Annotated in this window: 22 protein-coding genes; 8 read left to right on the top strand and 14 right to left on the bottom strand. The window is 47.8% G+C overall.

Annotated features, from left to right (window positions below):
* Positions 1-8: 8 nt before the first annotated feature.
* Positions 9-899: a patatin-like phospholipase family protein gene (locus ACJJIF_RS01655; protein WP_444930517.1), complete on the bottom strand. Its 891-nt coding sequence runs from the start codon at positions 897-899 to the stop codon at positions 9-11.
* A gap of 100 nt (positions 900-999) precedes the next feature.
* On the opposite strand from ACJJIF_RS01655, the gene ACJJIF_RS01650 reads away from it, so the two are divergent.
* From ACJJIF_RS01650 to ACJJIF_RS01640, 3 genes are read left to right on the top strand one after another with little or no spacing between them, the layout of a single operon-like run.
* Positions 1,000-1,515: a PH domain-containing protein gene (locus tag ACJJIF_RS01650; RefSeq protein ID WP_444930516.1), complete on the top strand. Its 516-nt coding sequence runs from the start codon at positions 1,000-1,002 to the stop codon at positions 1,513-1,515.
* Positions 1,516-1,575: 60 nt separating this feature from the next.
* Complete coding sequence (locus tag ACJJIF_RS01645; protein ID WP_444930515.1) at positions 1,576-2,292, top strand: esterase/lipase family protein; 717 nt, start codon at positions 1,576-1,578, stop codon at positions 2,290-2,292.
* Positions 2,293-2,331: 39 nt separating this feature from the next.
* Positions 2,332-2,793 (top strand): GNAT family N-acetyltransferase, encoded by a 462-nt coding sequence (locus ACJJIF_RS01640; protein WP_444930514.1) that lies wholly within the window; start codon positions 2,332-2,334, stop codon positions 2,791-2,793.
* 56 nt (positions 2,794-2,849) lie between these two features.
* On the opposite strand, the gene ACJJIF_RS01635 is transcribed toward ACJJIF_RS01640, so the two are convergent.
* The 6 genes from ACJJIF_RS01635 to ACJJIF_RS01610 form a co-directional block, all read right to left on the bottom strand.
* Positions 2,850-4,358, bottom strand: a complete 1,509-nt coding sequence (locus tag ACJJIF_RS01635) for a PepSY-associated TM helix domain-containing protein (protein ID WP_444930513.1) — start codon at positions 4,356-4,358, stop codon at positions 2,850-2,852.
* 27 nt (positions 4,359-4,385) lie between these two features.
* On the bottom strand, positions 4,386-4,964 hold the full coding sequence (locus ACJJIF_RS01630; RefSeq protein ID WP_444930512.1) for a hypothetical protein: 579 nt from the start codon (positions 4,962-4,964) through the stop codon (positions 4,386-4,388).
* A 109-nt stretch (positions 4,965-5,073) separates the two neighbouring features.
* Positions 5,074-7,176, bottom strand: coding sequence for a TonB-dependent siderophore receptor (locus ACJJIF_RS01625; protein ID WP_444930511.1), 2,103 nt, complete (start codon positions 7,174-7,176; stop codon positions 5,074-5,076).
* Between the two features lie 352 nt (positions 7,177-7,528).
* The gene (locus ACJJIF_RS01620) at positions 7,529-9,097 is read right to left on the bottom strand and encodes an AbgT family transporter (RefSeq protein ID WP_444930510.1); all 1,569 of its coding nucleotides are present in this window, start codon (positions 9,095-9,097) and stop codon (positions 7,529-7,531) included.
* Positions 9,098-9,174: 77 nt separating this feature from the next.
* Positions 9,175-10,182, bottom strand: a complete 1,008-nt coding sequence (locus ACJJIF_RS01615; protein ID WP_444930509.1) for a tryptophan--tRNA ligase — start codon at positions 10,180-10,182, stop codon at positions 9,175-9,177.
* Between the two features lie 121 nt (positions 10,183-10,303).
* Positions 10,304-11,302, bottom strand: a complete 999-nt coding sequence (locus ACJJIF_RS01610) for a helix-turn-helix domain-containing protein (RefSeq protein ID WP_444930508.1) — start codon at positions 11,300-11,302, stop codon at positions 10,304-10,306.
* A 324-nt stretch (positions 11,303-11,626) separates the two neighbouring features.
* Between ACJJIF_RS01610 and ACJJIF_RS01605 the strand changes: the two genes are divergently transcribed.
* On the top strand, positions 11,627-12,037 hold the full coding sequence (locus tag ACJJIF_RS01605) for a rhodanese-like domain-containing protein (RefSeq protein ID WP_108732612.1): 411 nt from the start codon (positions 11,627-11,629) through the stop codon (positions 12,035-12,037).
* A gap of 100 nt (positions 12,038-12,137) precedes the next feature.
* Positions 12,138-12,518: a hypothetical protein gene (locus ACJJIF_RS01600; protein ID WP_444930507.1), complete on the top strand. Its 381-nt coding sequence runs from the start codon at positions 12,138-12,140 to the stop codon at positions 12,516-12,518.
* Positions 12,519-12,773: 255 nt separating this feature from the next.
* Here the strand turns inward: ACJJIF_RS01600 and csrA are convergent, their stop codons facing one another.
* A complete protein-coding gene (gene csrA / locus ACJJIF_RS01595) occupies positions 12,774-12,953 on the bottom strand; it encodes a carbon storage regulator CsrA (protein ID WP_444930506.1) in 180 nt (59 codons plus the stop codon).
* A gap of 648 nt (positions 12,954-13,601) precedes the next feature.
* Here csrA and tnpA point away from each other — a divergent pair.
* The 3 genes from tnpA to ACJJIF_RS01580 all read left to right on the top strand — a co-directional run bounded on the left by tnpA (position 13,602) and on the right by ACJJIF_RS01580 (position 14,835).
* Complete coding sequence (gene tnpA, locus ACJJIF_RS01590) at positions 13,602-13,826, top strand: IS66 family insertion sequence element accessory protein TnpA (protein WP_444930505.1); 225 nt, start codon at positions 13,602-13,604, stop codon at positions 13,824-13,826.
* Between the two features lie 251 nt (positions 13,827-14,077).
* Positions 14,078-14,233 (top strand): transposase, encoded by a 156-nt coding sequence (locus ACJJIF_RS01585; protein ID WP_444930504.1) that lies wholly within the window; start codon positions 14,078-14,080, stop codon positions 14,231-14,233.
* A gap of 188 nt (positions 14,234-14,421) precedes the next feature.
* Positions 14,422-14,835: a transposase gene (locus ACJJIF_RS01580; RefSeq protein ID WP_444932302.1), complete on the top strand. Its 414-nt coding sequence runs from the start codon at positions 14,422-14,424 to the stop codon at positions 14,833-14,835.
* A gap of 81 nt (positions 14,836-14,916) precedes the next feature.
* Here the strand turns inward: ACJJIF_RS01580 and ACJJIF_RS01575 are convergent, their stop codons facing one another.
* From ACJJIF_RS01575 to tnpC, 6 genes are all read right to left on the bottom strand, one after another.
* Positions 14,917-15,390, bottom strand: coding sequence for a hypothetical protein (locus ACJJIF_RS01575; RefSeq protein ID WP_444930503.1), 474 nt, complete (start codon positions 15,388-15,390; stop codon positions 14,917-14,919).
* Positions 15,377-18,196, bottom strand: a complete 2,820-nt coding sequence (locus ACJJIF_RS01570; protein WP_444930502.1) for an RHS repeat-associated core domain-containing protein — start codon at positions 18,194-18,196, stop codon at positions 15,377-15,379. The genes ACJJIF_RS01575 and ACJJIF_RS01570 overlap by 14 nt, the downstream gene beginning before the upstream one ends.
* Positions 18,197-18,250: 54 nt before the next feature.
* The gene (locus ACJJIF_RS01565) at positions 18,251-19,774 is read right to left on the bottom strand and encodes a hypothetical protein (RefSeq protein WP_444930501.1); all 1,524 of its coding nucleotides are present in this window, start codon (positions 19,772-19,774) and stop codon (positions 18,251-18,253) included.
* Between the two features lie 83 nt (positions 19,775-19,857).
* Positions 19,858-21,486, bottom strand: a complete 1,629-nt coding sequence (locus ACJJIF_RS01560) for a DUF6531 domain-containing protein (RefSeq protein WP_444930500.1) — start codon at positions 21,484-21,486, stop codon at positions 19,858-19,860.
* Between the two features lie 266 nt (positions 21,487-21,752).
* The gene (locus ACJJIF_RS01555) at positions 21,753-22,934 is read right to left on the bottom strand and encodes a hypothetical protein (protein WP_444930499.1); all 1,182 of its coding nucleotides are present in this window, start codon (positions 22,932-22,934) and stop codon (positions 21,753-21,755) included.
* Positions 22,935-24,255: 1,321 nt separating this feature from the next.
* Positions 24,256-25,692 carry an IS66 family transposase gene (tnpC, locus tag ACJJIF_RS01550; protein WP_444930498.1) on the bottom strand — a complete coding sequence of 479 codons (1,437 nt, stop codon included), beginning with the start codon at positions 25,690-25,692 and terminating at the stop codon, positions 24,256-24,258.
* Between the last annotated feature and the right edge of the window lie 200 nt (positions 25,693-25,892).

Below are 25,892 nucleotides of genomic sequence, written 5' to 3'. Positions count from 1 at the left end.
TTCTCGGGCTATTTTCCTGTAGACGCAGGAGTCTCCGGGGTAGCAAGCCGCTTGAGAAAACCTCTGCCGCAGGCCCGGCCACACTCATACCCCTCCTCTAACAGCTCTATCTCCTGAGTAAAGCGCCGGACTGGGAAATTATCTGGCGGCGCAATAACTGAAACCCGACACCCTTGCGGTGGCCTTTCAATAAATTCCAGCGCCCGGTTATATTTCTTCCCCCGCTCCAGCACCGCCTCAAACAGATGGGCGTGATCGCGAAAGAACGGCTTAATAAATTTTGGCGCGGCCCCCTCTAGCTTCCGATATCCCAGCGGGCGGGAGAGGATAACAGTAATATCTCGCGCTCCCTGCTGGTAAGCTCGAATCACCGGAATGGAGTCCGCCAGGCCCCCATCGGTCATCCGCTCACCATCCACCAGGGGAAACTCTCGATAAACAACAGGAATAGCACAAGAAGCCGGGAAAACCTGATGCATATTTTTCGGGGTCACCTCCAGGTATCGAGCCTCTCCAGTATCAATACTGGTGGTTACCGCATAGAGCGGAACCCCCCTCTCAATATAACGATCAACATTCAATGGCACATCCTGATACGACGCGTGCCACAGCCAACTGATATCACAAAAATGGCCGCCGCGAAGGTAGCGACGCCAATCTATAAAATCCGCCCTGCGCGCATGGTCCAACAGTATTTGTCGGCTTCTCCCGTGATTCCCCGCCAGATAGCTAATTAAATTTGTGGAGCCCGCCGACACACCGATCGCGAAGTCAAACGGCTGGTAATTCTCCTCCAAAAAAGCATCCAATACGCCCGCAGCAAAAATCCCCCGCATAGCGCCCCCCTCTACAACAAGGGCCGACTGGGTACTCCCGTTAACTCCAATACACTCATCCATACCAACTAACCGTTAAACCCAAATCTAAGGGCCTTTGCCAAGCGGATTCCAATAGCACTATGATTGAGGCATTCAGGTCATCCGTTGAGTTAAACCAAACATGCCAACAATTGCATTTAAAGCGCCGTGGAGCCGCCAGCTTCAAATCATCAGTGCGATTTGCACACTATTCCTGCTGGGGCTACCCTTCTTTCTTGCATCGAGAGCGCCGGCCTTTCCATCGACCCTGTATAGCATTGCCATAGCGCTCCCACCGGCGATACTGGCCCTCAGCGCCTTCTTTGCCATACGCGGCTATGCGATCAAGAATGGCAACCTCTTAATATTGCGCCCGGGCTGGAAAACGACAATCCCCCTGCAAGGGCTATCAGAGGTAGCCCCCGACCCCGAGGCCATGCAGGGATCAGTGCGCATCTTTGGCAACTCGGGGTTGTTCGGCTATATAGGCCTGTTCCACAACCAGAAGTTAGGGCGCTACCGCGCATTTGCAACCGACCCGCAAAAGGCTGTCGTATTGCGCCTGACGGCTCAGACCATCGTTATCAGCCCCGACAGCCCCGAGCGGGCAGCTGACATCCTGCGCCAGCACTGCCAACCACAATCCAACCCCCATTAAACCACTGCAGCAGCAGCTATACCCAAACAGACTCTAGAAATCGACAGGAAGTTAAAGCCGATGAGAAAGTTCCCCCTGATAATCGCCGCTCTATTAACCCTACTATCAGCAAGCGCTCACTCCGCCTGTGTGATCTTATTGCACGGGCTGGCCAAGTCAGACAGCTCAATGGAAAAGCTGGCAAAGACTATAGAGGCCGAGGGCTTCAAAACGGTCAATATCGACTACCCCTCGACTAAGCACCCCATTGAGACACTGGCCAATATGGCTATAGCACCCGCTGTCGAGCAGTGCGGTGACAGCGAGGCGGTGAACTTTGTCACTCACTCCATGGGCGGCATTCTCGTGCGGCAATATCTGCACGCCGCCGAAATAAAAAACCTACACCGCGTTGTCATGCTCGGCCCACCCAACAAGGGCAGTGAAGTCGTGGACAAGCTGGGGGCATTTCCGGGGTTTAAATTCGCTTTTGGCGATGCCGGGCTACAGCTCGGTACCGGTGCAATGAGTGTGCCCAACAAGCTCGGCAGGGCAAATTTTGATGTGGGCATTATTGCCGGTACGCGCAGTATGAACCTTATCCTGTCCCGCCTTATTCCGGAGACCGACGATGGCAAAGTCTCTGTAGCCAGCACCAAGCTGGACGGAATGAACGATCACCTACAAATGCCTGTCACCCATGTATTTATGATGAAAGACAAGAAAGTGATTGCCCAGGTTATTCACTACCTGAAACACGGAGTCTTTCAGCGGGCCGACGATCAGGCGCCCAATTAAAATCTATTATTAAGCTAAAACAAACTGGAATTCGTCTTTATGCAGTGGCAATGGTGCAGTTTTAATGAGCTTACGCTCAACCAACTCTACGAAGTTCTTCGGGTACGACAGGAGGTTTTTACGGTCGAGCAGGATTGTCCCTATCAGGATGCGGATGGGAAAGACCAGCAGTCCTGGCACCTTATCTGCTGGGAGGGTAACGCGCAGGCACCCCAGGTGATGGCCTACCTACGCGTGGTTTTTCCGGGGCTCAAGTACCGGGAGCCCTCTATAGGAAGGGTGCTCACCGCAGAGGCCAGTCGCGGCACCGGCCTTGGCAAAGAGCTTATTCGCCGCGCGATTGAGCACACCTGCAAAGAGTATCCCAGTGCCGGCATTCGCATTTCGGCCCAGCAGCACCTGGAGAAGTTCTACGGAGAGTTTGGATTTGAGCAGGTATCGGCGCCCTACCAGGAAGACGGCATACCCCATATAGAAATGTTGCGCCCAGCCTGCAAATAAGGAGGGCACAGGGAATCCGGCACGGCAAATGCCGGATTCCCTATTGGACCGGTGGTTTAGTGACTAACTACCGGGCCCGCATTGAGTGATGCCGGTTCGCTGCTGTGCTCACGCGCCCTGCTGTAAATGCACGAGGCCGCAATACCAGCGGCAATCAGCAGCCACACCGCGTTTACGACCAGGGAAGCGCGCACAAAGGAGTCCTCGCCAAACTGCGCCACATGCACCGCAACGGCGGCCACACAGGCGAGAATGGTGGCAATACGCAGAGACATAGACCATTTTGCCACCGTGCCGGTAAAGGCCGCCGCCACGCTGAGAAGCAAGGTCACCAACCAGAATACCTGTGCGGCATTTAGTTTAAACGCCAGATAAGTCACCGCGCTCAACGCAATGGCAAATGGTATTCCCCATACCTGGGCAGTCCAGACGCGCTCCAGGCGCACGGCGGGATTACCCCGCTGACGCTTGTGCACCAGCCAAATATTGATACCGGATACCACCAACAGACACATGCCCACCCCCAGCAGGAAGTAAGCAATTTTTACCGGGAAACCGGAAAAATGACCGAAATGCAAACGGAAGGTGGAGAGATAAACCTGTTTGGCCCCATCGCCCTCGGACCATCCCTCTTTCTCAATCAGGCTGCCATCGGGATTGAAGTGGTAGCGCTCGCCCCAAACCAGGCGCTCGGGAACCCGCGTCCACACCTCAACCACCTGCCCCGCACGCCCCGGGAACGCCACCTCAATACGGGTGCGCTCTTCTTGCGGTGCGATACGATCCATTGCGGCAAGGATTGCCCCATAGTCTGGGTAATCAGCCTCAGGGGCGTTTTCCTCCATCACCGGGTGCTCTGCATAGAGCATATGCTCGACCTTCTCCGTATCCCCGCCGAAGAATACGCCGGCAATTGCGAAAGAGGCCACCTGGGACAGGCCGATAAAAGCTCCCGTAATCGCGATTGCCAGATGGAAAGGAGCGGCCCAAACCCCCAGGCGGTTATGCAGATCCACTTGCTGCAAGCGCTTGGAGCCAGAGAGGCGGAAGGAGAAAGCATCCTTGATAATTTTGGGGTGGGCCAACAAGCCTGAAACAATCAGTGCTGACATCACCACACCAATCAGGCCAACCAATATTACTCCATAGCCAACCGGCAGATTGAGTGCAAAATGCAAGTAGGCCAGAAAGTGTGTCCACTCGTGCTCCACTTTACCCTGTAGGGAACCATCTTCTGCGACGTATCGCTCTATATCCCCAACTTCAACCACCAATCTGGGCTTATCCTGATTGGGGATGGTAAAGGTAATTGACTTGAGATCCTCTTTTTCTTGTTTGGCTAACGCAATGGCGTTCTCGGTAGCCGTCTGATACACAGAGGCCTCAACATTGAGGTTTTCCAGCTCGGAGGCCTGCTCCCAGCGCTCGAACTCATTGTAAAAAACCGCCAGTGTTCCGCTAACACAGACAATATACAAAAGAGTGGATACCGCTAGGCCGAGAACCGAGTGCCCATTGGTCATATCGCGGACAAAGCCAGGGGTGGGTTTAAAGGAAAATTTCACGCTCAATTCCTACTCAAGTCCGTGTATCTACGCCGCCGAAGCGGGCAGTGCAAAGGCTAACAGTAAGCCGCTGATTGCTGAGAAGCCCAGTAGGGCTGCGGAGGGGCGCCGCAACTTTTTATCGGCACAACACCAAATCATCGCCAAAGTCCAAATCGTCACCGCCAAGAATGCACCGCCGACCAAGCGGACAGTTTCAGAGAATCCGGTAAAGCCAAAAAACAGCAAAGCGGCAATCAATGCGCTGGCAGTGGGTAAAAGAAAGGTGGCCAGAAAACGCAAAAAGCCCCGCAACCACAATAGGTGCAGGGCTTGAGATTCGGGAGTTCCCGAGCGCTGTTTTTCAAGGGGTCTCGGACCACTGGGCCAATCACTTTTAAGAGCCAAAAGCCCAAAGACACCCAGCATTACTATCAGCGTGGCAATACTGATTCCATATTCCACCCCAACGATCGAGCTCCAACCACAGGCCGATAGCACCATAGCGCCCCAGCCACTCCAGCGGCGTACAGGTTCTGCCCCTCTGCGGGACCATGCGGAATAAAGGAGCAAAATACCAGCCAACGCAAAGGCGCTGGAGGCGGCGGCAACCATATAAAAAGACATTGGCATAACCATCACAGCGAGAAACTCGACTCCCGTCGGTTGCTAAAACGTAAAAAAGGGAGCCTGCCCGCAGACTCCCCCTGCGTGCAGACTCCCAGCCTACACTAACTTAGAAAATGTAACGCGCCTCGGCAGTCACGTAACGGCGCTCACCGTAGAAGCAGTCACCACGGCTCAGACAAGCGGTGGTATGAACCTCGTCGGTCAGGTTTTTGGCATTCAGCTGGAACTTCCAGCTTTCCAGGGTGTAGCCGATAGACGCATCATACAGAGTGTATGACGGGTTATAGGACGGGAAGGTTCCGGTTGAATCATTAACACCTGTGGAGCTCTCACCTACATAGCGAACACCGATACCAGCATTCAAACCAGGCAGTAGCTTGCTGAAGTCATAGTTCCCCCATACGGAAAACTGCTCTTCAGGGACAGCTTCAATGCTATCTTCAACATTGAGATTATTATAGTTAGCCACCAAACTTAAATCGCCAAGCTGGCCCACAGCCTCTAACTCAAACCCATCAAAGGTAGCTTCACCAACCTGTGCTAGATAACCCACAGTACCAGAGTTCACTAGCAAATTCTTTTGCTTGATCTCGAAAGCGGAGGCTGTAACCAGCAGATTAGTGCCTTCCGGCTGATATTTAATACCAGCTTCAACCTGCTCACCCTCAACCGGCTTGTAAGGGGTTCCGTTTTCGTCAGCGTCATTCACTGGCTCAAAAGACTCAGAATAACTAACGTAAGGTGTAATGCCATTATCGAAAGCATACATTACACCAAAACGCATAGTTGTGGCATCGTCATCAAACGATACACCACCAGACTCGGACTTCGCATTATCTCGACGAATACCAGTGGTAATGATCCAGTTTTGAATAGATATTTGATCCTGGAAATAGAAACCCAGTTGCTCGGTATTTGTTTCGGAGGCATACCAATAATCAGTTAAGCCCTCCAAATCATTCAAACTACTCAGACCTGTAGGTACATAACCGTAAACAGGCTCAAAGATATCAATAGTGCCACCGAGCCCATTTAAGTACAGGCGATCGTTTGTCGTCGTAGCATCCTGGCTATCCAGACCAAAAGAAACTTGGTGCTCGAATGGGCCCGTAGCAAATTCCCCAGACATACGTAGATCGAAGATGAGCAAGTCGCTGGTAGCATCGCTCATATAGATCGTACGTGTCACTTCACTGATATCTGGGTTGAGACGGGTAAGATCAAAGTTGGCCCACATAGAGTTGTAGTCAACCTCCCCTTCGGAATAGCGCAATCCGGCATTTAATGCCCAGCTATCACTAAAGCGGTGATCAACCCAAACACTGTAAGATGTTTGCTCAGTATCGTATTTATCCCAGCCCGGCTCGCTCAAGAAAGTATCGGTAGGAATATCGCCGTTAACATTATCAATCCGGGTGCCGCCCCAGGGTAGAAATGCGGTGGTAGTGCCGGTCTCATCTTTCTGATAAGAGGTCAGGAAAGTGACTTCTGTATTAGCGCTCGGGCGCCAGGAAACTGAAGGCATAAACAGGGTACTGTTGTCATCTACATGATCAACTTGCGCATCTGCATCGCGGTTGTAGCCAACTACTCGGTATAACCACTGCTCGGAGCTATCTATTGCTCCGGTCACATCGCCAGCTACAACCATACGGTCGTAGTCACCAGCCTGAACCATCACTTCACCACCAAACTCGCTTTTGGGGCGCTTAGAGACCAGATTTACAATACCACCTGTAGAGCCCTGTCCATAAAGAACAGAAGATGGGCCTTTCAGAATTTCAACACGCTCGAAAGCATATGCATTGGCACGAGAGCTGGTGTAGCTACCAAAGATAGACTGAAGGCCATCGATAAACATAACCGGGTCTACGCCACGAACTGATGACCAGTCACCACGCGCATCTACACCGTAAGTCCCACCATTAACACCAGCAACATACTGCAATGCGTCCTGTACAGACTTCGCACCAATAGAGTCTAAGAAATCTTTATCCCGCAAGGAGATAGAAAAGGGAGTCTCATCAACCGGAATATCCAGCTTACCAATGGAGGTCTGGCGAGATAAATTCAGCTCACCAGTAACATTCACCTCTTCGATGCGCTCATCTTTTCCGTCCGCAGCAAACGCCGCAGAACCGCCCGCAGCAATAGCCAGCGCCAATAAAGAGCGGCTGATTCCAGAAATTACAGGAGAAGCTTTTTGCATACTTTTTGTTCGAGCGGTACTCATGAGGTCCCTCAATGCCAACTAAATTTGGGTGGATCACAATAGGACTGTGACCCCGGTAACTGGTCGCGAATCCTAATAGGAATCGTTATCATCTACAACATTATTGGAACATTTTTTTACTAAAAGTGTCCTCGCGGCAGTGAATGCCAAAAATAACGGTATAAAAAATGATCTGACAGCAGTTAAATTGCACGAGTGTGCAATTAATTTCTGGCCAATAGATAAAAAAAGGGGGAGCTAAGACCTCACTTTGAGTGAGCAGAGAGGGCTGGACAGCTGCTCGACAGCGGCCATCCAGCTTGGGATTTTATTTCAGTCAGATTGCGCGTTAAGGGTAGGTATAGCTAGCCTGCACCCCCAGAGGCATTCCCAGCGTCCAGTAGGCCACCAGGAACAGCGACCAACAAATCAGGAATACAACAGAGTAAGGCAACATAATAGAAACCAGGGTACCAATACCTGTTCCTTTCACGTAGCGCTGACAGTAAACCACCACCAAAGGGAAGTAAGGCATCAGCGGGGTAATAATATTGGTGGAGGAATCACCCACCCGGTAAGCTGCCTGGGTAAGGTCTGGTGAGAAGCCGATTTGCATCAACATGGGAACAAATATGGGAGACAACAGCGCCCACTTGGCCGATGCAGAACCCACAAACAAGTTGATAAAGGCCACCAGTACAATAATACCCATCAGAGTAATCGGACCCGGCAACTCCATCGCCGCAAGCAAGCTCCCCCCCTCGACAGAGAGCAGCGTGCCCAAGCCAGAGCGGGCAAACTCCGAGATAAACAGCGCACAGAAAAATGCCATCACGATGTAATAAGCCATGGAGCCCATGGTTTTAGACATCGCATCGATAACATCCTTGCTCTGGCGGAAGGTGCCAGCGGCGTAGCCAAAGACAATCCCGGGAATCACAAACAGCAGGAAAATCAGCGGTACAATCGACTTCATCACCGGCGCAGCAAAGGAGGCCAACTGGCCTTCGGCATCGCGCAGTGCCGAGGTCTCCGGCAGCATCCAGGCCACAAGCCCGACAATACCGGCGAGCATTACCGTCACTGCCAGGTACATCGCTTTTCTCTCGCGGGCACCCAGTTCCTGCATTACCGGCATATCCGCTTCATCGCCATCAATCTCAACACTCTTGAGACGCGGCTCGATCACTTTATCCGTCAGCCACCAACCCAACAGGGTCACCAGCAGGCAGGAGGCCGAGGTGAAGAACCAGTTATTGAGCGGGTTTAACTGCATCTCCGGATTGGCAATCTGCGCAGCGGTCTGCGTAAAGCCCTGCAACAGAGGGTCGATTGCCGAGGGCACAAAGTTAGCAGAGAAGCCGCCGGAAACACCGGCAAATGCCGCCGCGATACCCGCCAATGGGTGGCGACCCGCCGCGTAGAAAATCACTCCGCCGAGAGGGATTACCAACACATAGCCCGCATCCACAGCGGTATGGCTGACAATCGCCACCAGAATCAGCATCGGTGTCAGTAACATCTGCGGGGTTACCGCCAATAGCTTTTTCAGTACCGCATTGATAAAGCCACTCTGCTCCGCCACGCCAACACCTAACATAGCCACCAATACAACGCCCAGAGGCGCAAAACTGGTGAAGGTGGTCACCATACTGGATAGAAAGCGGGCTATCTCACTGCTCGATAGCAGATTGGTTACCTGTATGGCCTCTCCCGTCGCCGGGTGTAAAGCCTCGAAATTAACACCGGCGAGAAGCCAGGAGAGCACCCAGATTCCCACCATCAAGATTAAAAACAGAACTGCGGGATCTGGCAGCTTATTACCGACCACCTCAATAAAATTGAGTGCCCGGTTGAGCCAACCAGTTTTATTCTCGGCACTATTGCCGACATTAGGATTTGCTTGAACATTTTCCATGTTTGCCCCCTACATTTATTATTTTTTCTTCAAGGGAGGCCACGACTCCATGACCTCCCACTTTTTTAGGAATAGTTTTAACCGATCTTGCGGATACCCACCGCATGACGCAACTTCTCGATAAAGGGCGCCGAGTAAGCGCGAGCTTTAAGCGCCCCCTTCTCCAGCTCCGCTTCAATTTCGCCCGGATTGGCCAGTAGCTCATTGTAGCGCTCACGGGCCTCGCTAATCTGTCCGTTCACCAGCTCAAACAACTGCTTCTTCGCCTCGCCCCAGGCAATCCCCTCCTCAAAGGCCTTGCGCATCTCCGCAGTCTGCTCTTCTGTCGCAAACGCCTGCCAAACCTGAAATACGGTGGACGTATCTGGATCTTTTGGCTCGCCCGGCTCCAGCAGATTGGTTTTGATTTTGTTGATATGCTTTTTCAGCTTCTTCTCGGGCAGGAACAAGGGGATGGTATTGCCATAACTCTTGCTCATCTTGCGCCCATCCAGGCCCTGCAACACCGCTACATGGTCATCGACCACCGCCTCTGGCAGAGAGAAGTGCTCGCCGTAGTGGTGGTTGAAGCGCTGGGCAATATCCCGGGCCATTTCGATATGCTGTACCTGATCTTTACCCACGGGGACTTTGTTGGCATTGAACATCAACATGTCCGCCGCCATCAGAACCGGGTAGCTGTACAGCCCCATAGTGACACCAAAGTCCGAATCCTCACCATCGGCGCGGTTGGCATCGACTGCCGCCTTATAAGCGTGGGCCCGGTTCATCAGGCCCTTGCCTGTCATACAGGTAAGCAGCCAGGTCAGTTCAGGAATTTCAGGAACGTCGGACTGGCGATAGAACACCACATTATCGGTATTCAGTCCCAGGGCCAGCCAAGTTGCAGCGATCTCCAGGGTGGACTGGTGGACCTGCTCAGGGTCCTGGCACTTAATCAGTGCGTGGTAGTCCGCCAGAAAGTAGAAAGATTGGTTGTTTTCATCCTGACTCGCGGCGATCGCCGGACGGATTGCACCCACATAATTCCCCAGGTGTGGGGTACCGGTTGTTGTAATACCGGTTAATACGCGCTGTTTCGTCATAGTTCCTTCGTAGTCTGTACTGTCATCAGGCCATAAAGATCGAATCATACCCCTTTAGCGCCCGGGGGTGTATCAACCAAAGGTACCGACACCCCATAGCTGTACCAACACGCCGACAAACCTAAGCTTCGACGCCCCCCTTGGCGGAAACTTGAAATTGACGCTGATACTCACTGGGTGAAACACCAAATACCCGGCGAAAGTGGTGGCGCAAGGTCGCACTATTCTCAAAGCCCGCCACTTGGGCCGCCCTATCGACAGACTCTTTGCCGGACTCCAGCGCCTTCTGCGCCGCCCGCAAGCGCTGCTGAATCAACCACTCCTTAGGAGCTATGCCCATCGATTGGCGAAACTTTCGATCAAAGCTGCGGCGGGACAAATGGGCCTGCTGCGCCATATCATCAATTTTGATAGCGCCATCCAAATTGCCAATCGCCCAATCCAGCGCAGCGGAGAAGTGATCCGGCCGCTTGGTAACCGGCATCTCCACATATTGGGCCTGACCACCCTGCCGGTGGGGTGCCATCACCAACCTCCGCGCTACTGAATTGGCCACTTTATAACCGTGGTTGCGCCGCAGGAACTCAATCCCCAGATCGATAGCGGCGGTACTGCCCGCAGCACAGGCCAGTGAGCCCTCCCAAACATAGAGAACATCCCCCACGTACATCACTGCGGGAAAGCGCTCACGAAAACGCTCCGCAAACAACCAGTGAGTAGTCGCCTGGCGGCCATCAAACAGCCCCAGTTCTGCAGGTAGAAAAGCACCGGAGCAAAAAGTGAGAATCTGACGGCCGGCAGCGGCAAATTCGGTTACACCTCTATATACCCGCTCTAAGTAGCTATCCCGTGGCTGCACAGTGGTCGACCAACAGGGGATCACCAGCAGATCGTAATCCATCAAGCTCTCTATTTGCCGACAGGACAGAGCTAGACCACCGGTCGCCAAAGGGGGTTCCTCCGCGAAAGTCACAACCTCCCCTGTATAGAGCTCACTGAGTTCCGGGCGGGGCAAGCAGAAAAGTTCGGTAGCGCAGCCGAGCTCGAAGAGAGACACCTGGCGGTGGGCGAGGATAGCCACTTTCTGGCTGTTATAAAGCTTTTGTGCCAACGTCGACATAGGTACCCCTAACCCTCAGCAGTTAATTAAATTAGGTTAACGAATAAATCCAACCCAGCATACCCAGTTGAGCAGTTATTGAAAGCAATGCTGGGAATAAAACCCTCAACCTTTGAAGCATTATTTAATCGGTAAATCACCATCACCCTCAAATAAGTAAAGCCGAATCCCACTAGCCAAAACCGACCCACAAGTTTGCACGCAGAATTGGCGCAAAATTAATGCTATCTGGCTCAGAGGTAGATCGCCCGGCAGCAACCAAAAAGGGACACTATCGCCACTTGGAAACCTGACGAACCACCGAGAAATCACCGGGAGTAATTTATGAGTTCAGCCGTAAGTAGAGTGCCCGCTGCCAACAGCCAAGATGCGCTAAACCACTTCCAAAACCTCCTATCTTTTGAAACAGACTGCTGGGATGTACACCACGCAATCAGCCAAAATCGTAAGGATTTCGTACTTTTAGATGTGCGAGGTGAAGAGGCCTATAAAAACGGACATATACAAACAGCTGAATCCTTGCCATACAGCCGTATCAATAAAGACAGGCTGAGCGAATACCCTTCAGATACATTATTTGTCGTCTATTGTGCAGGCCCACACTGTAATGCGACAGAAAAAGCAGCTATCAGACTGGCAACACTTAACAGGCCGGTCAAGAAAATGATCGGCGGCATCACCGGATGGCTAGATGAAGGATTCACCCTCATCCAAGAAACAGCCAAATCAATTTAATTCCTATTGTTAGCCTCTTACAGGATGACATAGCTTGGCATAAGGCTGTACCAAGCTATCAAACGTCGACTCAAAGAAATACTGATTAAATGGTACTGATATGTTTGTTCGCCATGCCCACCCCACCGACTGTTTTTATCTCTACAATATGATGCGCTGCTTAGCCAAGCATAATAATTCAACTGACACCTTCCATATAACCCAGATTGAATTGCAAAATAGGTTGTTTCAGAGGAAAGAGCATCAAGTGCTGGTTGTGGAACAAGACCACAACCTTGAGGGGTATATCAGCTTTAATATTATTCCAGAAAGTGAAAGCTCGGCGGCCTGGGCTATTATCAGTGAGCTATATATCGGGGATTGCGATACAAACCGAAAAGAAGAGATTACCCAAGCCCTATTGGGTGCAATTGCGAAAGAAGCTCGGAAATATCACTGCATCGAGATAAGGTGGAAGGTATCTTCAAAGGGGCATAAATAAAAACGGGCTTTTTAGCAAGGATTGCAAGTTCAACTTGTAATACAAAAGAAATGGAGAATTCTAAATTTCACCTAACAGAAAACAATTAGCCCTTTCGCCACCTAACTAGCTTTGATATTCAAAAGAGCCTTTTGGCAGCAAAGAGACACTCGAACCCGAGTGCATACACCGCCTGCCAGCCAAAGGCTAAAACTTTATGTTTGGAGTCTAGCTTCTTAATCGCCTGCCTCCCGGAATTGTCTCCTTACGACATATTCAAGCCTCCACTTTCTGTTTCTTTTTGATCCTCACATAGACTTCTTCACGATGGATAGGCAGTGACTTGGGTGCGCTTATACCCATCTTAACTTGATTACCTTTTACCTCCAGCACTGTGACTGAGACATTTGCTCCAATTCGTAGATACTCACCTGTCCGTCGCTTTAAAATCAACATTCTCATTTCCTTCAATAATCAAAGTTTGGGCACTTCCGGGATGGGGGAACTTGTGATTCAACGTTTGGAGGAAATGTGGGGTGGTGCGCGAGGGCGGTAGGCACAGAAGAGGAAAAGGCGGGCGCTAGACTTCCAGAGCCTGGGAATCGGTCCCAAACTACTGAATGTACTCCACTTTATTGAAGACGAGTGGGTTTCTAGCGTATTATCCATATAGCCATTTTGATAGTCAGATTATCAACTTGGTTAGCTGGCCCCGGGTGTTGGTAGCACCTTGGGTCAGCGCCTTTTACTTACTCTTATGTCACGCTACCGTTCTCCTTTTAGGGAATGGATCTTTTAGAAAATTCTCGGTTCTCTCGAAACCTTCAAGTCTGTAAAGCCTTTTTAATCGGCTCGCTCAATTACGATCAAAATACTAAAAATATCTACCGATTCTACGCAGCTTTGACATTAAAACAAACTTAATAAATTCCAATAAGATCATTTTTGTGCCTATATTTTTTATGTGCAGGGCTTGGGGAACATCAGATAACAACTAATAACTGCTGTTTAGGTTGGAACCTCCGTAAGCGATCAAGTAACCCCATCTAAAATACCAGTCAGATTTTCTCTACTCCCCTGATTTTTAATGATCAGGAATTCTCAATGGACAACCAGAGCAAATCCGATTTCTGGCAGGAGCATATCACTGCCTGGAACAGCAGCGATCTTTCCCAAACGGCATACTGCCAGCATCACCAGTTAAAGCTCAGCACCTTTACTTATTGGCACAACAAGCAGAAAAAACAACGACCCAAGCTAATGCCGGTGACTATACCTGCTTTGCAGGCTTCTGTTGATCGGAAATATCGTTGCATGGATATAAGGTAAGGAAAGCCTTCATGAAAAGGACGACGAACCAGAGAAACTGATGTGCACTTGCGCCCGGAAATTAAGGGCAAAAAACAAACTGGCTTAGAGTCAAAATAAAACAACTCCACCGTAGCCCCCATGCAGACCCTGAAGTGTACCTATTTAAGACTACCTGAAGTATAGATAAATACCTAAAAACTAATAGAGGCTGTTTCATAACTTTAAATCGGCTATTCTCACGCAATTACATAGAAAAAAGTCCAGCAATAGTGAGCCGATTCAAGTCTGAGTTAACCGATGATCAATGGAAATTGATTGAACCTTGTCTTCCTGAGTTAAAACGAGGAAAGGGAGGCCCAAAACCGATTGATAATCGAGCCTGTTTTGAAGGCACCCTGTGGATTTTGCGTTCTGGAGCGCGATGAAAAGATCTTCCCTCACACTATCCATCACCGAGTACATGCTGGAGAAGACTTCAATTTTGGGAAGAGCAAGGAGCTTGGTTACAGGCATGGAGAAGATTCCTGGAGCTGTTGGATCAGCAGTCTTTGCTTAACTGGGAGGAGGCTTTTTCTGATGGCAGCTTTGCGCCCGCAAAAAAAGGGGCTTCGAAATCGGGAAAACCAAGCGGGGCAAGGGTTCAAAGTGGATGGTGGTGGTCGATGGCGAAGGTATTCCACTGGGAGGCACCATTACTTCGGCCTCACCAGCAGAAGTGAAGTTATTACACCCATTACTTGATGTTACGTATAAAAATACAAAGATTCATCGCTTAGTTTATGATAAAGCGGCGAACTCAGATCCTCTTAGAGATAGCCTGTTGAGTCGTGGAATCGACCTTATCTGTCCACATAGGAGAAATAGGAAAAAAGCCTCAAGACAGGATGGCAGAAAGCTCAGAAGGTACGCTCGCCGTTGGAAAGTTGAGCGGACTTTTGCGTGGCTGGGAAATTACCGCCGTTTAGTTGTTAGATGGGAGCGATATTTGTCCAATTATCGTGCTTTTTCTATATTGCATACATGTTAATTACGTTAAAGAAGTTATGAAGCAGCTTCTAGTCTGGATACTCACATTAAGAACATGAGCATCCATATCTCCCTCTAAGAGTTACTTGTTTTTAATATTTTCTTCAAGCGTAATCAACCCATTCAGCAAACTCTTAGCTCTAGAGAGCCGGCGCTCATTACGCAATAGGTGTGACTCCTTATCAATAAAGATCTTCAACCGTTCTTTAAAGGCTTCCGGGCAATCACTCAAAATCAATTTTTGGAATTCAACTTGATTCGAACTATGAAATCCCAAATGCCAAAATACTGATAACAGAAAATCAACACGAATATTCTCTGGAAGGTGCCTTATAGCTTTTTCAAATTCTTTTTCAAACTCAAAGTAGACTTTATCAGTACCAAAGGGATTCGTACCACCATCTTTATAGCTAACAAGCTGATCATGATAAAAAATCAAACGCCCCAAGCTATATTCTGCTATATACCTATCTTCTTCAGCAGTGGAAGCGCATACTGTTTCGATAAAAACCAACCAAAAGAATAAAACAAAGAACTTATTTTTATCGAGAACCATAACCTTCCCCCGTAATTGTCACATCTCCATAGTTAGGATACACCTCTCCATCAATAGTGATTGGATCTCCTAGCTTTGTATTTTTTAATATTTGTTCTATTGCATTCCATTCTGGAGAATCACCACACTCACCTGGTACTGTTACACAGCCATGGCTTGCGTATCCACTGTGAAATCTTAAATTTTGCATATCCTCTGAATCATCATAGTTGCTTGGGATACCTTCAAGAATATCGTTAATGCGCCTATCCTTCCGAACCATTGCATAATAACATTTCTTCAACCAAGGAAAATGCGAAAGAAAATACTTCCCGTTTGGAGCAGGATCATATAATTGACTCGAATCTCCAGAAAATGCTCCAGTGGTAGCTGTCGCACCAGTATCTCTATCAGTTACCGTAACAACTCCTCGTGTCTTATCATATTCAACATCCACAAGCAGCCCAAGTTTATCTGTAAATGACAACGGGCGCCCTTTCACATAAATATAAGTGTTAATTCCACCTCGTAAGCCAATAGGATCGCTCTCAAGGTAACGTCCACTAAGCGAATCGTAATCTCGAAAGTAATTATAGTAGTGAGGAGCCTCACCACCCTTGATCTGCCCAGGGAACCGAAGATTGACCAACGTCCGGTTAGTATCACCATCCGGGTCAGCATTAGGCTCAGACCTACCAAAGGCATCACTATCCCAGCGCCAGACAATCGTTTCACTTTGATTAGTAGCAATACGCGGAGTATTTAGGTGATCGGTATGCAGGTAGGTCAATGTCCTAGCCTGTACCTCACCTTCACTATAGCTAATCTCAAACTGCGCCACCGGCATATTGTCGAGATAGATATAATCGATCTGACTCTGGATTTCACTGCCATCAGCAGCAATATTACTCTCCGCCAGATATTGGCCACTCAAGTCATAGTGCAACAGATTGTCTTCTGTTTTATCTGTGCGCACCCGCTGGCCAAGGGCGTTGTAATAATAGGTGCCCTTTAGGATGCTGTCTTCGCTATAGGTTTTAAGGCGGTTGGCATGATTGTAGGTATACTGCTTGGCACCATCACCCGTATTGATGGTGTTGCCCACCTCATCGGTCACCCAGGCCTCATCACCTTTGCTGGTCAGGCGGTTGGAGCTGGCTTCATAGCTGTAAACAGTACTGCTCTCAATATCATCAGTGCTGATAGCATCCTGCTGGGTACGATTGCCCACCGAGTCGTAGTGATAGCTGTTTTCTCCCTCAATGTAGCCTTCATCCGTAAGCCGATTTAATTTATCGTAGATAAATCCCCGGTCCTTGGCGTTATCCAGGTTATCCGCAATACCGGTGATATTATTTGCAAAGTCATAGGTGTAAAACTCAGAGCGGATATTACCGATCCCCGAGGCGCTCACAGTTTCCAGGCGGCCATCCAGATCGTAACCGTAACTCTGGCTGATGCCATTGCCGTAATCCATAGAACTAATACCGCCAAAGGGCTGGTATTGGATATTGCTGACGATAGTGCGTGCACTGGCTTCTGCGTCATCCTGGGTACTTACCGCAGTAATACGCCCCAAGGCATCTCGACTGTAGCTGACTATACGGCCGGAGGGATAAGTGATACTGCTAATACGGCCAAGGCTATCGTAGCTATATTGAGTGCTAAAGCTCCAGCTATCGATAGTATCATCCTGCTGGATAATACGGCCCAAGTCATCATACATTAAAGCCGTAGAGCCCGCATCATTGCTGTAGCCCGTAAGTTGGCCAACCCCTTTGTTATCCTCCTCTATACTGTCATAACTGAACAGTGCATCCTCACTGTTATTACCGGGATAGCTGATCGCAGTAAGGCGATTCAGCACGTCATAGCTATAGTTGGCAACAATTCCACGGGCATCGGTGCGAACTTTTAAATTGCCCGCTTCATCATAATCGTAAGTAGTAATCCCCGTATCCGGGCTGGTGAGCTTGATCAGGTTACCGGCGAAGTCGTATTCATAGCTAGTAATATTGCCGCGCTGGTCGGTTACAGACGTAATACGATCGGCACTATCGTAGGTATATTGGATATCATTGCCATCAGCATCGGTCACCGTTTCAACGCGGCCCAAAGCATCCCGCGCCTCGCCGGTGCTATTTAAATTACCGTCCGTAGTGGAAACCCGCTTGCCATTTTTATCGTAGGCAATAGAAGTGTTCTGGCCGTTATTACCATCGACATCAATCAAGCGGCTCAGCTCGTCGTAACTGCGACTAACAGAGCGAACCAAGGTTGTACCATCCGCAGCAAAAACTTTTTCTTCTTTAATATTACCGGCGGCATCCAGGGTATATTCAACCCGCTCTCCCAGGGAGTTTTCGATAGCCGTCAACCGGCGTGCAGCATCATGCTCGAATGTAACGCTGGAATCATCTGGGTAAGCAATATTAGTCACCTGCCCTACCGCATCATAGGTATAGGTAGTCAGCAAATCACCGGATGCAGCTTTTACCGTAGTGGTTTCCAACCAACCCCGCGCGGTATAGGTAAAGTGTGTTTGCACCCCATTGGAATTCTCAGCCTTAAGCGGACGACCCGCCCCATCATACTCAAGAATAGATTCCAAATGCCCCAACGCATTGGTCGTGGTGGTTAGACGGTTATTGCTATCGTAAGTATAGGTTGTGATATCAGAGACATCCGTACGCGGGCCATCCGCCGTCTCCATCTTACCCGCTTCATTATAGGTATAGGACCAGTTCTGCTCAGTAATCGCCGCCTGGGTGCCATGAGCCACCAACAAGCTAAGCGCCCCCGCAAGAATAGACTTGCTAAAATACATATCAAATCCTTCGAATTTTTGTTCGTTCACTTTACTTAAATTTGTTCACTTTTATTAAGAATCTTCTACCGGCACGACTTTTTTATCTAGCAATCGTCCCTCTGAATCATAATTGTATTCAGTAATACTCTCAGCTGTTGTCACCTTTCTAGGTAGATTGTAGGTCTCATGCCACTCGGTAGTGATTAGCTTGGCCTCAGAGGTGCCAGCCGCTTCGGTACGGGTTAATTCTCGCCCCAAAGAGTCGCGAGTATAAGTAGTAATATTTCCCTCCCAATCTGTCTTACTACTAATAAAAGCATCCTCACCATAAGTTCTAGATTTTGAAGACGCAGCACAATTATCCGACTGAACACCTTCGATATAAGTGACCCGATTTATTCCGCCAACATTCTCTAAATAGTAAGTGGTTTTTTTACCTAGCGCATTGGTCGTTGTCACCTGATTAGCAACACTATAGTCAAAGGAGGTTTTATCCGTATCTTCAGAGTGGAGGGAATAAATAGTACGTCCGAGATCATCATACTCCCACTCTGCATAAACTACACCATTGATAGATCGAGACGTCAAGAATGTATTCCTTGCCTCGTCATACCCATACTCCTCATAGTCACCATTCATCCAGGTAACTTTAGAAAGCATTCCATCATTATTGTATTCGTAGTCTACAGATTCAACACCAGACGAAACAGAAGTGATACGCTTATAGGTGCTATAGTTGGCATCTTGCAATTCCTCAAAAAACACCTCTACCACCTGACCATCAGATGTTATGACAATACTATCCTCTCCATGACTATAATACACATCAGATCCACCCACTTCTTTTGTTGCAATTAGGCTACCGTCAGAATTAAAAACTTTGATCAACCTACCGTAAGTAAATTCAATATTTCCATCTACCACATCTATTTGATGGCAACGTTTTAATGATGTGGACCAACAATTATTATTTAAAAAAATAGATTCATGGCCATTTTCATAGTGGCGATATGCCTCCTCATTCCCAACCGTCATTGACTCGAGAGTTTCAAGCGGGGAAAAACTCCATGCAGCACGACCATCACTTTGGAAATACCCTCTGGTAAAGGTGATGCCAAGATTAGACAGATCCCGAAACTGTTGAACTTTTGCTCCTGTTGTTATATTAACCGGATTACCTTCTGTATCACTAGGGCAAACATCATCACTTTCGCAGCCCCCTGTTGTAGAGTTGTACTCAGAACCATTACTGCAATCGGACCATTTAGAAGCCCACGAATGCCACCCGTAAGAATAAGTTGCACTCACATGCCTCATATACTTACATTTGGCCGAGCTCCCAGTATAATTTAACTCAAAACCCACAAATGTATTGTAAATATCCTCATATTCCGCCCGATTATATGATTCCATATGCAGTATACATGCTGCTGCGGCACTGCTGGGAAATATTCTTGTTGGCGAGTTGTAGACCCCGGCCGGATCATGTGGGTGCCCAGTCCAATTCCACTCAATCTCCGCCACTCCTCTCTGCACAGAAATAGATAAAGATATCAATAAAGTGCAAACTAACAACTTAAAAATTTTAAAATTCATCTAACCCCCCAAATATACAAACCAAATGGAACCTTCATCGCGAACACCTCACTCTCAGCACAAATTATTACTTTCACTAAAACCTACTCAACGTTCTCTGCTGATGTAACGACCCTATTAAGCAACCGCCCCGCAGAGTCATAACTGTATTCTGTAATATTATTTGATGTGGTGACCTTTTTAGGCAAACTATAGGTATTATGCAATTCAGTAGTGATTAATTTTTCTTCAGAAGTACCGGCAGCTTCTGTACGAGTTAGTTCGCGCCCCAAATTATCACGGGTATAAGTGGTAGTATTTCCTTCCCAGTCGGTCTCACTTGCTACAAAACCATTGGCATCGTAAGAGTAGGCTTTATTAGCTGCGGCGCAATTAGTACTTGTATGCCCCTTCACATGGGTGATTTTTCTGACCCCATGAAGCGTTGTGTAGTGATAGGTGGTATCCTTCCCTAAAGCATTAGTGACCTTTACTCTTGGGTCCGTGGAATCCTCAAGGTGAGTATAATCTAACTGTATCCGATCTGCGTTTAGTGCCAATTCACTTTGGATAGCTCGCCCCTCACTATCGTACTTAACAGCAGAAAGTACATCACCCAACTCATCGGTAATGCTGGTTATATAGTTAGAAAAACGAGAGTCTGCATAAGAATAACTACGATACGGATTATCCTCCCCAAACGGGTTGCTTCCAGCAACACCCGGGGTCTTATCTGGATAAGCCACATGAACTAAGCGACCTTCAGAATCATATCCATATCTGTAGATTTCCGATTCAGAAACCTCGACTTCAATAAGCCGACCGCTGGTATCATGCTTAAAGATCAATGATTGGCCGTTAACGTGTGTGGCCGTCAGATTATTCTCGCTTCTTGAGAAGGTAATCTGTACCCCTGAAGGTGTAGATATCGATTCGAGGACACCATAAGTATTACTGTAAGATTCAACCGTGTCATCTGAATCTATCAGGTGGTAGACTGGCGGCACCCATTTCAGCTCTAAAGTTACACCTGGATCAGGCTTCCACAGGCCGTTGCCAAGATAGGCAAACTCAATCACCTTACCATCTGGCCGATAGGCCAAAGCCCTGTTACCCAGCATAAATAGTGTACGATCGTATTTATGTCGCCATTGGCCCAATTCGCTATTGTAGTAGCGGCTAATTTCTAAAGGAAACTCATCGGAACCAGAGTAATCAACCTCATGATAGAACTTATTTCCTGTTAGCATATTAACAGGATGACTTGTCATTGGTGACGGCCCTTGATCACAAGAGAACCCACCAAAGTTTTTTGAAGATGAGCATGGTTTATCAAGCCAATCGTAATAACAGGGGCTTAACGAATAAAAACTACTTCCACCACTTTGTCTCCAGTCATCATAACCTATCTGTACAGTTTCACAGAGAACAGTGTAATGCCTAACATTATCCGTATCACTCGCCATGTAAACATCTTTAACCCTATGAACGAAAAGATAGTCAGGATTATCAGGTTGATTATAGCTATCACACCAGTATTCTGCAGCCTCTTCCTTTGTCGCAAAGGGGTGCTGTATCACATATTCATAAGGAGATTCAAAACCACCATCAAAAGTATAGCGCCAAAATTCTGCACCTACACTAGGCGCAAAAAAAATAGACTCCAACATCAGCAAGCCAAGAAGTATTTTATTCCTCTCAACATTGAAAGCAGACTTCACTTTGAAACTCATTTTCTATTCCACTCCTGAAAACCAACACTAGTTCTAATTTTTAGAAATAGGCGATCTGAATTCTATTTTTCACCGAGAAACGCTGAGAACTACCCCCACCCCAATCACATAACATATAGAGGCAATTTTACTCGGCAATTACGCTTAATTTCCGCAAACCACCAACCAACTAGAGGGCCACAAAATATACCCTATAAAACACACATCAAACTCTTCGAATTTGCTTACTCATTAAGCTGTTTTATTGATTTTGGTAAACCATTTATTCAGAACTCTATTTGGGGGGTAATTTTTTTTGATAGCAAGTGACCACTGGAGTCATAGGCAAATTCAACAACATCTTCAGATGTAGAGATTTTCACAGGCACATTAAAAGAATCATGCCACTCAGTGACAACTACCTTTGACTCAGCAGCTCCCAAACCCTCTGTCCGAGTCAGCTCACGCCCCAAATTATCACGGGTATAAGTGGTAGTATTTCCTTCCCAATCAGTCTCACTAGCAACAAACCCGTTAGCATCGTACGTATAACCTTTATTAGCCGCAGCGCAATTAGCCGATGCCTCACCGTCTACAGAGGTGATACGCTTTACGCCATCTATTTCGGTATAGTTATAGGTGGTTTGCTTATCCAGCGCATTGGTCGTACGACGCGTATAGTCATCGATATATTCTACATCGATAGATTCCGCACCATCGCTGTGCTCCGTGCGAATGGCTCGCCCTTGATCATCATAGGTGAAGGTACTGTAAACCTTACCTGCCTCATCAGTAACTCCGGTTAGGGCATTGGGGAAACGATCATCTTCATAACGGAAGGTACGTTGAGGGTTTTCATCGCCGGGGAAAGTAATGGTCTTGAGCAAATCGTCGTCAGCGTAGGCAAATTTGTACACAGAGCCATCATTGCGAGTAATTTGGATAAGTTTCCCATCACTCCAGGTTAAATCAACACTATTGCCGTTATCATCAGCAATCGCTGACTGATAAACACCGCTATCGTCATAGGTATAGCTAATCCCTTCACCCTGCTGGTTCTCCACTCGCAAAACGCGACCAGCGGTATCGTAGGTTTCTATTCGGCCACCAATTTCCAGCTTCCAACCAGACAGCTCGCCGCTCTCATCCAGCTCTTTCGCAATACGCCAATCCCGATTGGCCTCCCCTATAAAAGTACCATCTTCATCAGAAAAATGGAGATCGCTACCATCCGGGCGATAGGCAATTACCCGCTCGGTTTCACCATCGGGCAAGATATAATAGGCAAGGAAGTAACTGTGATTGTGCCGCCAGTTATCTGTAGCACTACCGGTATATTCGGAAACGGAGTCTTCATCCAGTGGCAAACTAAAGGTATATTCACTCTCCTCAACCGGCGCTTCAGCATAGGTTACTGTTTCTCCAGGGTAAACAAAATTAATCGTATACCCCGCCCCAGATTTCTCCAAATTGCCAAAACTGTTATATAGCCAAGAGAATGTTAATGGGAAATCGCCACTTGCAGTAAATACCGGCTCCCGTTGTAGCTTATGACCATTAAAGAAGTTGATAGGATTGCCGGCCAAATTAGAGGGGCCGCCCGTTTGGTTAGAGCAACTTTGGGGTTCAGCTGGAGCTATGCAATCGCGAGCCTCATTAGACCAAGGCTTATCTATTGGGCATTCTTTCTCGCAAACCTCTCCATTCCAAACTGTCGGAGAAATACAGACTTTCTGCTCATACGTATTGTAGCACTCACCCGTTTCGCCGTTATAAACGTCACTCTCGCCCTCACATTCATCACCATATCTATTAACCCTTACAGATAATCCTTCAAATGTTCCCCAGGCCCTTTCAACAGAATAATAACATCCAAAATATTTGCCTGAATCGTAGCTGGTGAGCTTTTTATCAAATACACTATCAGTCGACTGAAAGTAAACATTTTGCTCCACCCAGTCCCAATAGAACTGACAAAGAGGCATCGGTGTTGAATCAGTTGGAGTATGCGGCCCCCCCCTGAAACGAGGCCTGAAGCTCAAAATAATAAACCTCACCATAAGATTCGCTAGAAACGAAAAAAAACAACAAAAAACACTTAAAAGAACTTTGTATTCGCTTCACACCTAAATTTAACATCTTCCATACCCAATGAATTTCCGAGATAAATCTTGTCTTTCGAGCAAGCATGCCTCACGACCATGATTACTATAAAGCGATCTTATTTTACAAGGTGAGATTTATCGAAAAGCCAAAATAATAACCCCACCCGGCAACCAGCGCCTCCCCCTTGGAACCCTGACTATGCGAGCCGTCTCACGCCAAGTTATCACGAACGTAAGTGGTAGCAATCCCTTCTCGACCCAACTAACTGGTAACAAGTCCATTGACACCCTAGATACAAACTTTATCAGTTAAAATACAAACAGCACCCACCCCATAATTAATCGATACATTAACAAGAAGAAAAAAAGAGCAAACTGCGATCAAGACTATTTGAGACATAAGTACCAATTACAAGCTTGCAGGGATGTATTCAAAGCACACCTTGAATACAGAGTATTCCTTTTTTCTGACTCGACAGAAATCTATTTTACATTATCTATACCGATATAATTATAAATTTCTCGATCCTAAAACGTATTGGTGATGTGGCGCACACTTTCGTATTCTACACCTACAGATTCAGCGCCATTACAGCTGGTACAATCGAACCGTTTTTGGGAGTTTTATACTCTTAACTGTCGAACAATTCAGTAAGGTAATGGTAACTACTCACCCCCTACCGATTTAAATACGGCCCGAAAGCGCCATCTGAATTGCAATCAAAGGGTTGTGGCCTTTGTTAGCCATAGTTTGTAAATAGCTCGAAATGCGACAATAGGCCTGTGCATAGTGTGCCGATCGAAAACAACCAGATACTTTTTGCTTAACCTTTGACATGCGCAGGTCCCTTTCCGCACGATTGTTGGTAAAGGAGACGTGGCTCTCTTTGGCAAACAATAAAACCGCTATTTCGTAATTTTTCAAGCGTTCCCATAGATTATGCGCATCGGTCTTCGCCATTTTGCCGCGCTGGCCTTTGGGTTTAGCTGGAATCTCGGGTAATTCCTGCTCACCTCTAGCAATAATTTCCCGATACTGCTGTTGCAGAACAGCGTATTCCTTTTTAATCAGTTTTTTGCGTTTTCTCACCGAGACTGTTTTGCAGGTGGCTTGCAGTAAGCTTTTCATATCATTCGCCCACTCATACCCATTGGCATCAACGACAAAGGTCAATTCACGCAACAAATGCGAGCCACACAGGCCATGCCCACAGTGGGTATAAGACAAATACGAGGCCCAGCAGTCATGAATAATGACGCCCCCATAGCGTGGTATGATATCAATGTGTTCAATTGCTTCCTTACCGCGACTTCGGTGTAAAAACTTGAGGGTAATATCGCCGGAGGCATACACATGAATCCAATGATTCTTTTGCTCGACCCTCAGGGAGGTTTCATCTACGTTGAGCGAGGGATTTTGCAATAATTCCTCAAGAGCTGATTGCTCCCAGTCCGCCAGGGCTTCATGTAGTCGCAGTACAAATTTCAACAGAGTAGCTTCTGAGATCATTTGCCCGATCATGGCTTTAACCGCCTTCTGCACCCGATTTAAGGCGATCATTTGACAGACTAACAGGTTGATCGCGTAGGCTTTCAGGCCATTGCCGTATTGCAATGGTCCCGCCATATCGGCAGGGAACTCGCCTTTCACGGTATGAGTGCAAGTGGGGCAGGCTTTTACTTCGGCATCGACATGCTCGACTACTTTTTCAAACTGAATATCAATACGAGTGCGTCGTTCATGACTTAAGCACGGGACGCTTGTTAGCTCTTCGCCGCAGTCACTGCAGTAGCGGACTTCGCTGATGGAGGTAGTTTCTGTGATGCGATGGTTGTCAGCGGCCTGAACGGCTTCTGTTTTCCCTTTCCCCTTACTGCCTTTATGGGGCAATGCGGATTCATCTTTGTCCGTTTGGGAGGATGGCTTGCTGGAGTTTTTATTCGTCTTGGCCGTTTTTTTCTCCAGAAAAATGGCGAGTATCAACTCTAGCAGAGTAAACACGCTTTGCAGCAGCAGCAGACGACTTTCCTGGCTTAACAACTTCTCGGCACACTGGCGCTGGAACTCGGCTTTTAGGCGATCCATTTCCTCGCGCACAGAAGTTTTGTTAATGTTGGCCATAACCGAAAAGTGAACCCGTTATCTCGAAGGTGTAGGATATCACAAATTTTGGCGTGTCTCAGATCGTTGCGGATAACAATAAAGCGAGTTTGCTTAGAGCATTTGTCTCAGCTTTTCTGTTTCTTTGCTTTAGGGGTTGGGAGGGAGGACCTTCTAGAAGGCTCAGTATCGCTATGTAAGGCTGTTTATTTCTTTGCTTT

This window comes from Microbulbifer regidiadema (SeqCode), assembly GCF_052467605.1.
Note: the sequence above shows the minus strand (reverse complement) of the source record. Positions and strands in the feature narration are given on the sequence as shown.

Bases quoted from the DNA above. Each gene is read 5' to 3' on its own strand.
- ACJJIF_RS01655 (WP_444930517.1), bottom strand. From the start codon at position 899: ATGGATGAGTGTATTGGAGTTAACGGGAGTACCCAGTCGGCCCTTGTT.
- ACJJIF_RS01650 (WP_444930516.1), top strand. From the start codon at position 1,000: ATGCCAACAATTGCATTTAAAGCGCCGTGGAGCCGCCAGCTTCAAATC.
- ACJJIF_RS01645 (WP_444930515.1), top strand. From the start codon at position 1,576: ATGAGAAAGTTCCCCCTGATAATCGCCGCTCTATTAACCCTACTATCA.
- ACJJIF_RS01640 (WP_444930514.1), top strand. From the start codon at position 2,332: ATGCAGTGGCAATGGTGCAGTTTTAATGAGCTTACGCTCAACCAACTC.
- ACJJIF_RS01630 (WP_444930512.1), bottom strand. From the start codon at position 4,964: ATGTCTTTTTATATGGTTGCCGCCGCCTCCAGCGCCTTTGCGTTGGCT.
- ACJJIF_RS01625 (WP_444930511.1), bottom strand. From the start codon at position 7,176: ATGCAAAAAGCTTCTCCTGTAATTTCTGGAATCAGCCGCTCTTTATTG.
- ACJJIF_RS01620 (WP_444930510.1), bottom strand. From the start codon at position 9,097: ATGGAAAATGTTCAAGCAAATCCTAATGTCGGCAATAGTGCCGAGAAT.
- ACJJIF_RS01615 (WP_444930509.1), bottom strand. From the start codon at position 10,182: ATGACGAAACAGCGCGTATTAACCGGTATTACAACAACCGGTACCCCA.
- ACJJIF_RS01610 (WP_444930508.1), bottom strand. From the start codon at position 11,302: ATGTCGACGTTGGCACAAAAGCTTTATAACAGCCAGAAAGTGGCTATC.
- ACJJIF_RS01605 (WP_108732612.1), top strand. From the start codon at position 11,627: ATGAGTTCAGCCGTAAGTAGAGTGCCCGCTGCCAACAGCCAAGATGCG.
- ACJJIF_RS01600 (WP_444930507.1), top strand. From the start codon at position 12,138: ATGTTTGTTCGCCATGCCCACCCCACCGACTGTTTTTATCTCTACAAT.
- csrA (WP_444930506.1), bottom strand. From the start codon at position 12,953: ATGTTGATTTTAAAGCGACGGACAGGTGAGTATCTACGAATTGGAGCA.
- tnpA (WP_444930505.1), top strand. From the start codon at position 13,602: ATGGACAACCAGAGCAAATCCGATTTCTGGCAGGAGCATATCACTGCC.
- ACJJIF_RS01575 (WP_444930503.1), bottom strand. From the start codon at position 15,390: ATGGTTCTCGATAAAAATAAGTTCTTTGTTTTATTCTTTTGGTTGGTT.
- ACJJIF_RS01570 (WP_444930502.1), bottom strand. From the start codon at position 18,196: ATGTATTTTAGCAAGTCTATTCTTGCGGGGGCGCTTAGCTTGTTGGTG.
- ACJJIF_RS01565 (WP_444930501.1), bottom strand. From the start codon at position 19,774: ATGAATTTTAAAATTTTTAAGTTGTTAGTTTGCACTTTATTGATATCT.
- ACJJIF_RS01560 (WP_444930500.1), bottom strand. From the start codon at position 21,486: ATGAGTTTCAAAGTGAAGTCTGCTTTCAATGTTGAGAGGAATAAAATA.
- tnpC (WP_444930498.1), bottom strand. From the start codon at position 25,692: ATGGCCAACATTAACAAAACTTCTGTGCGCGAGGAAATGGATCGCCTA.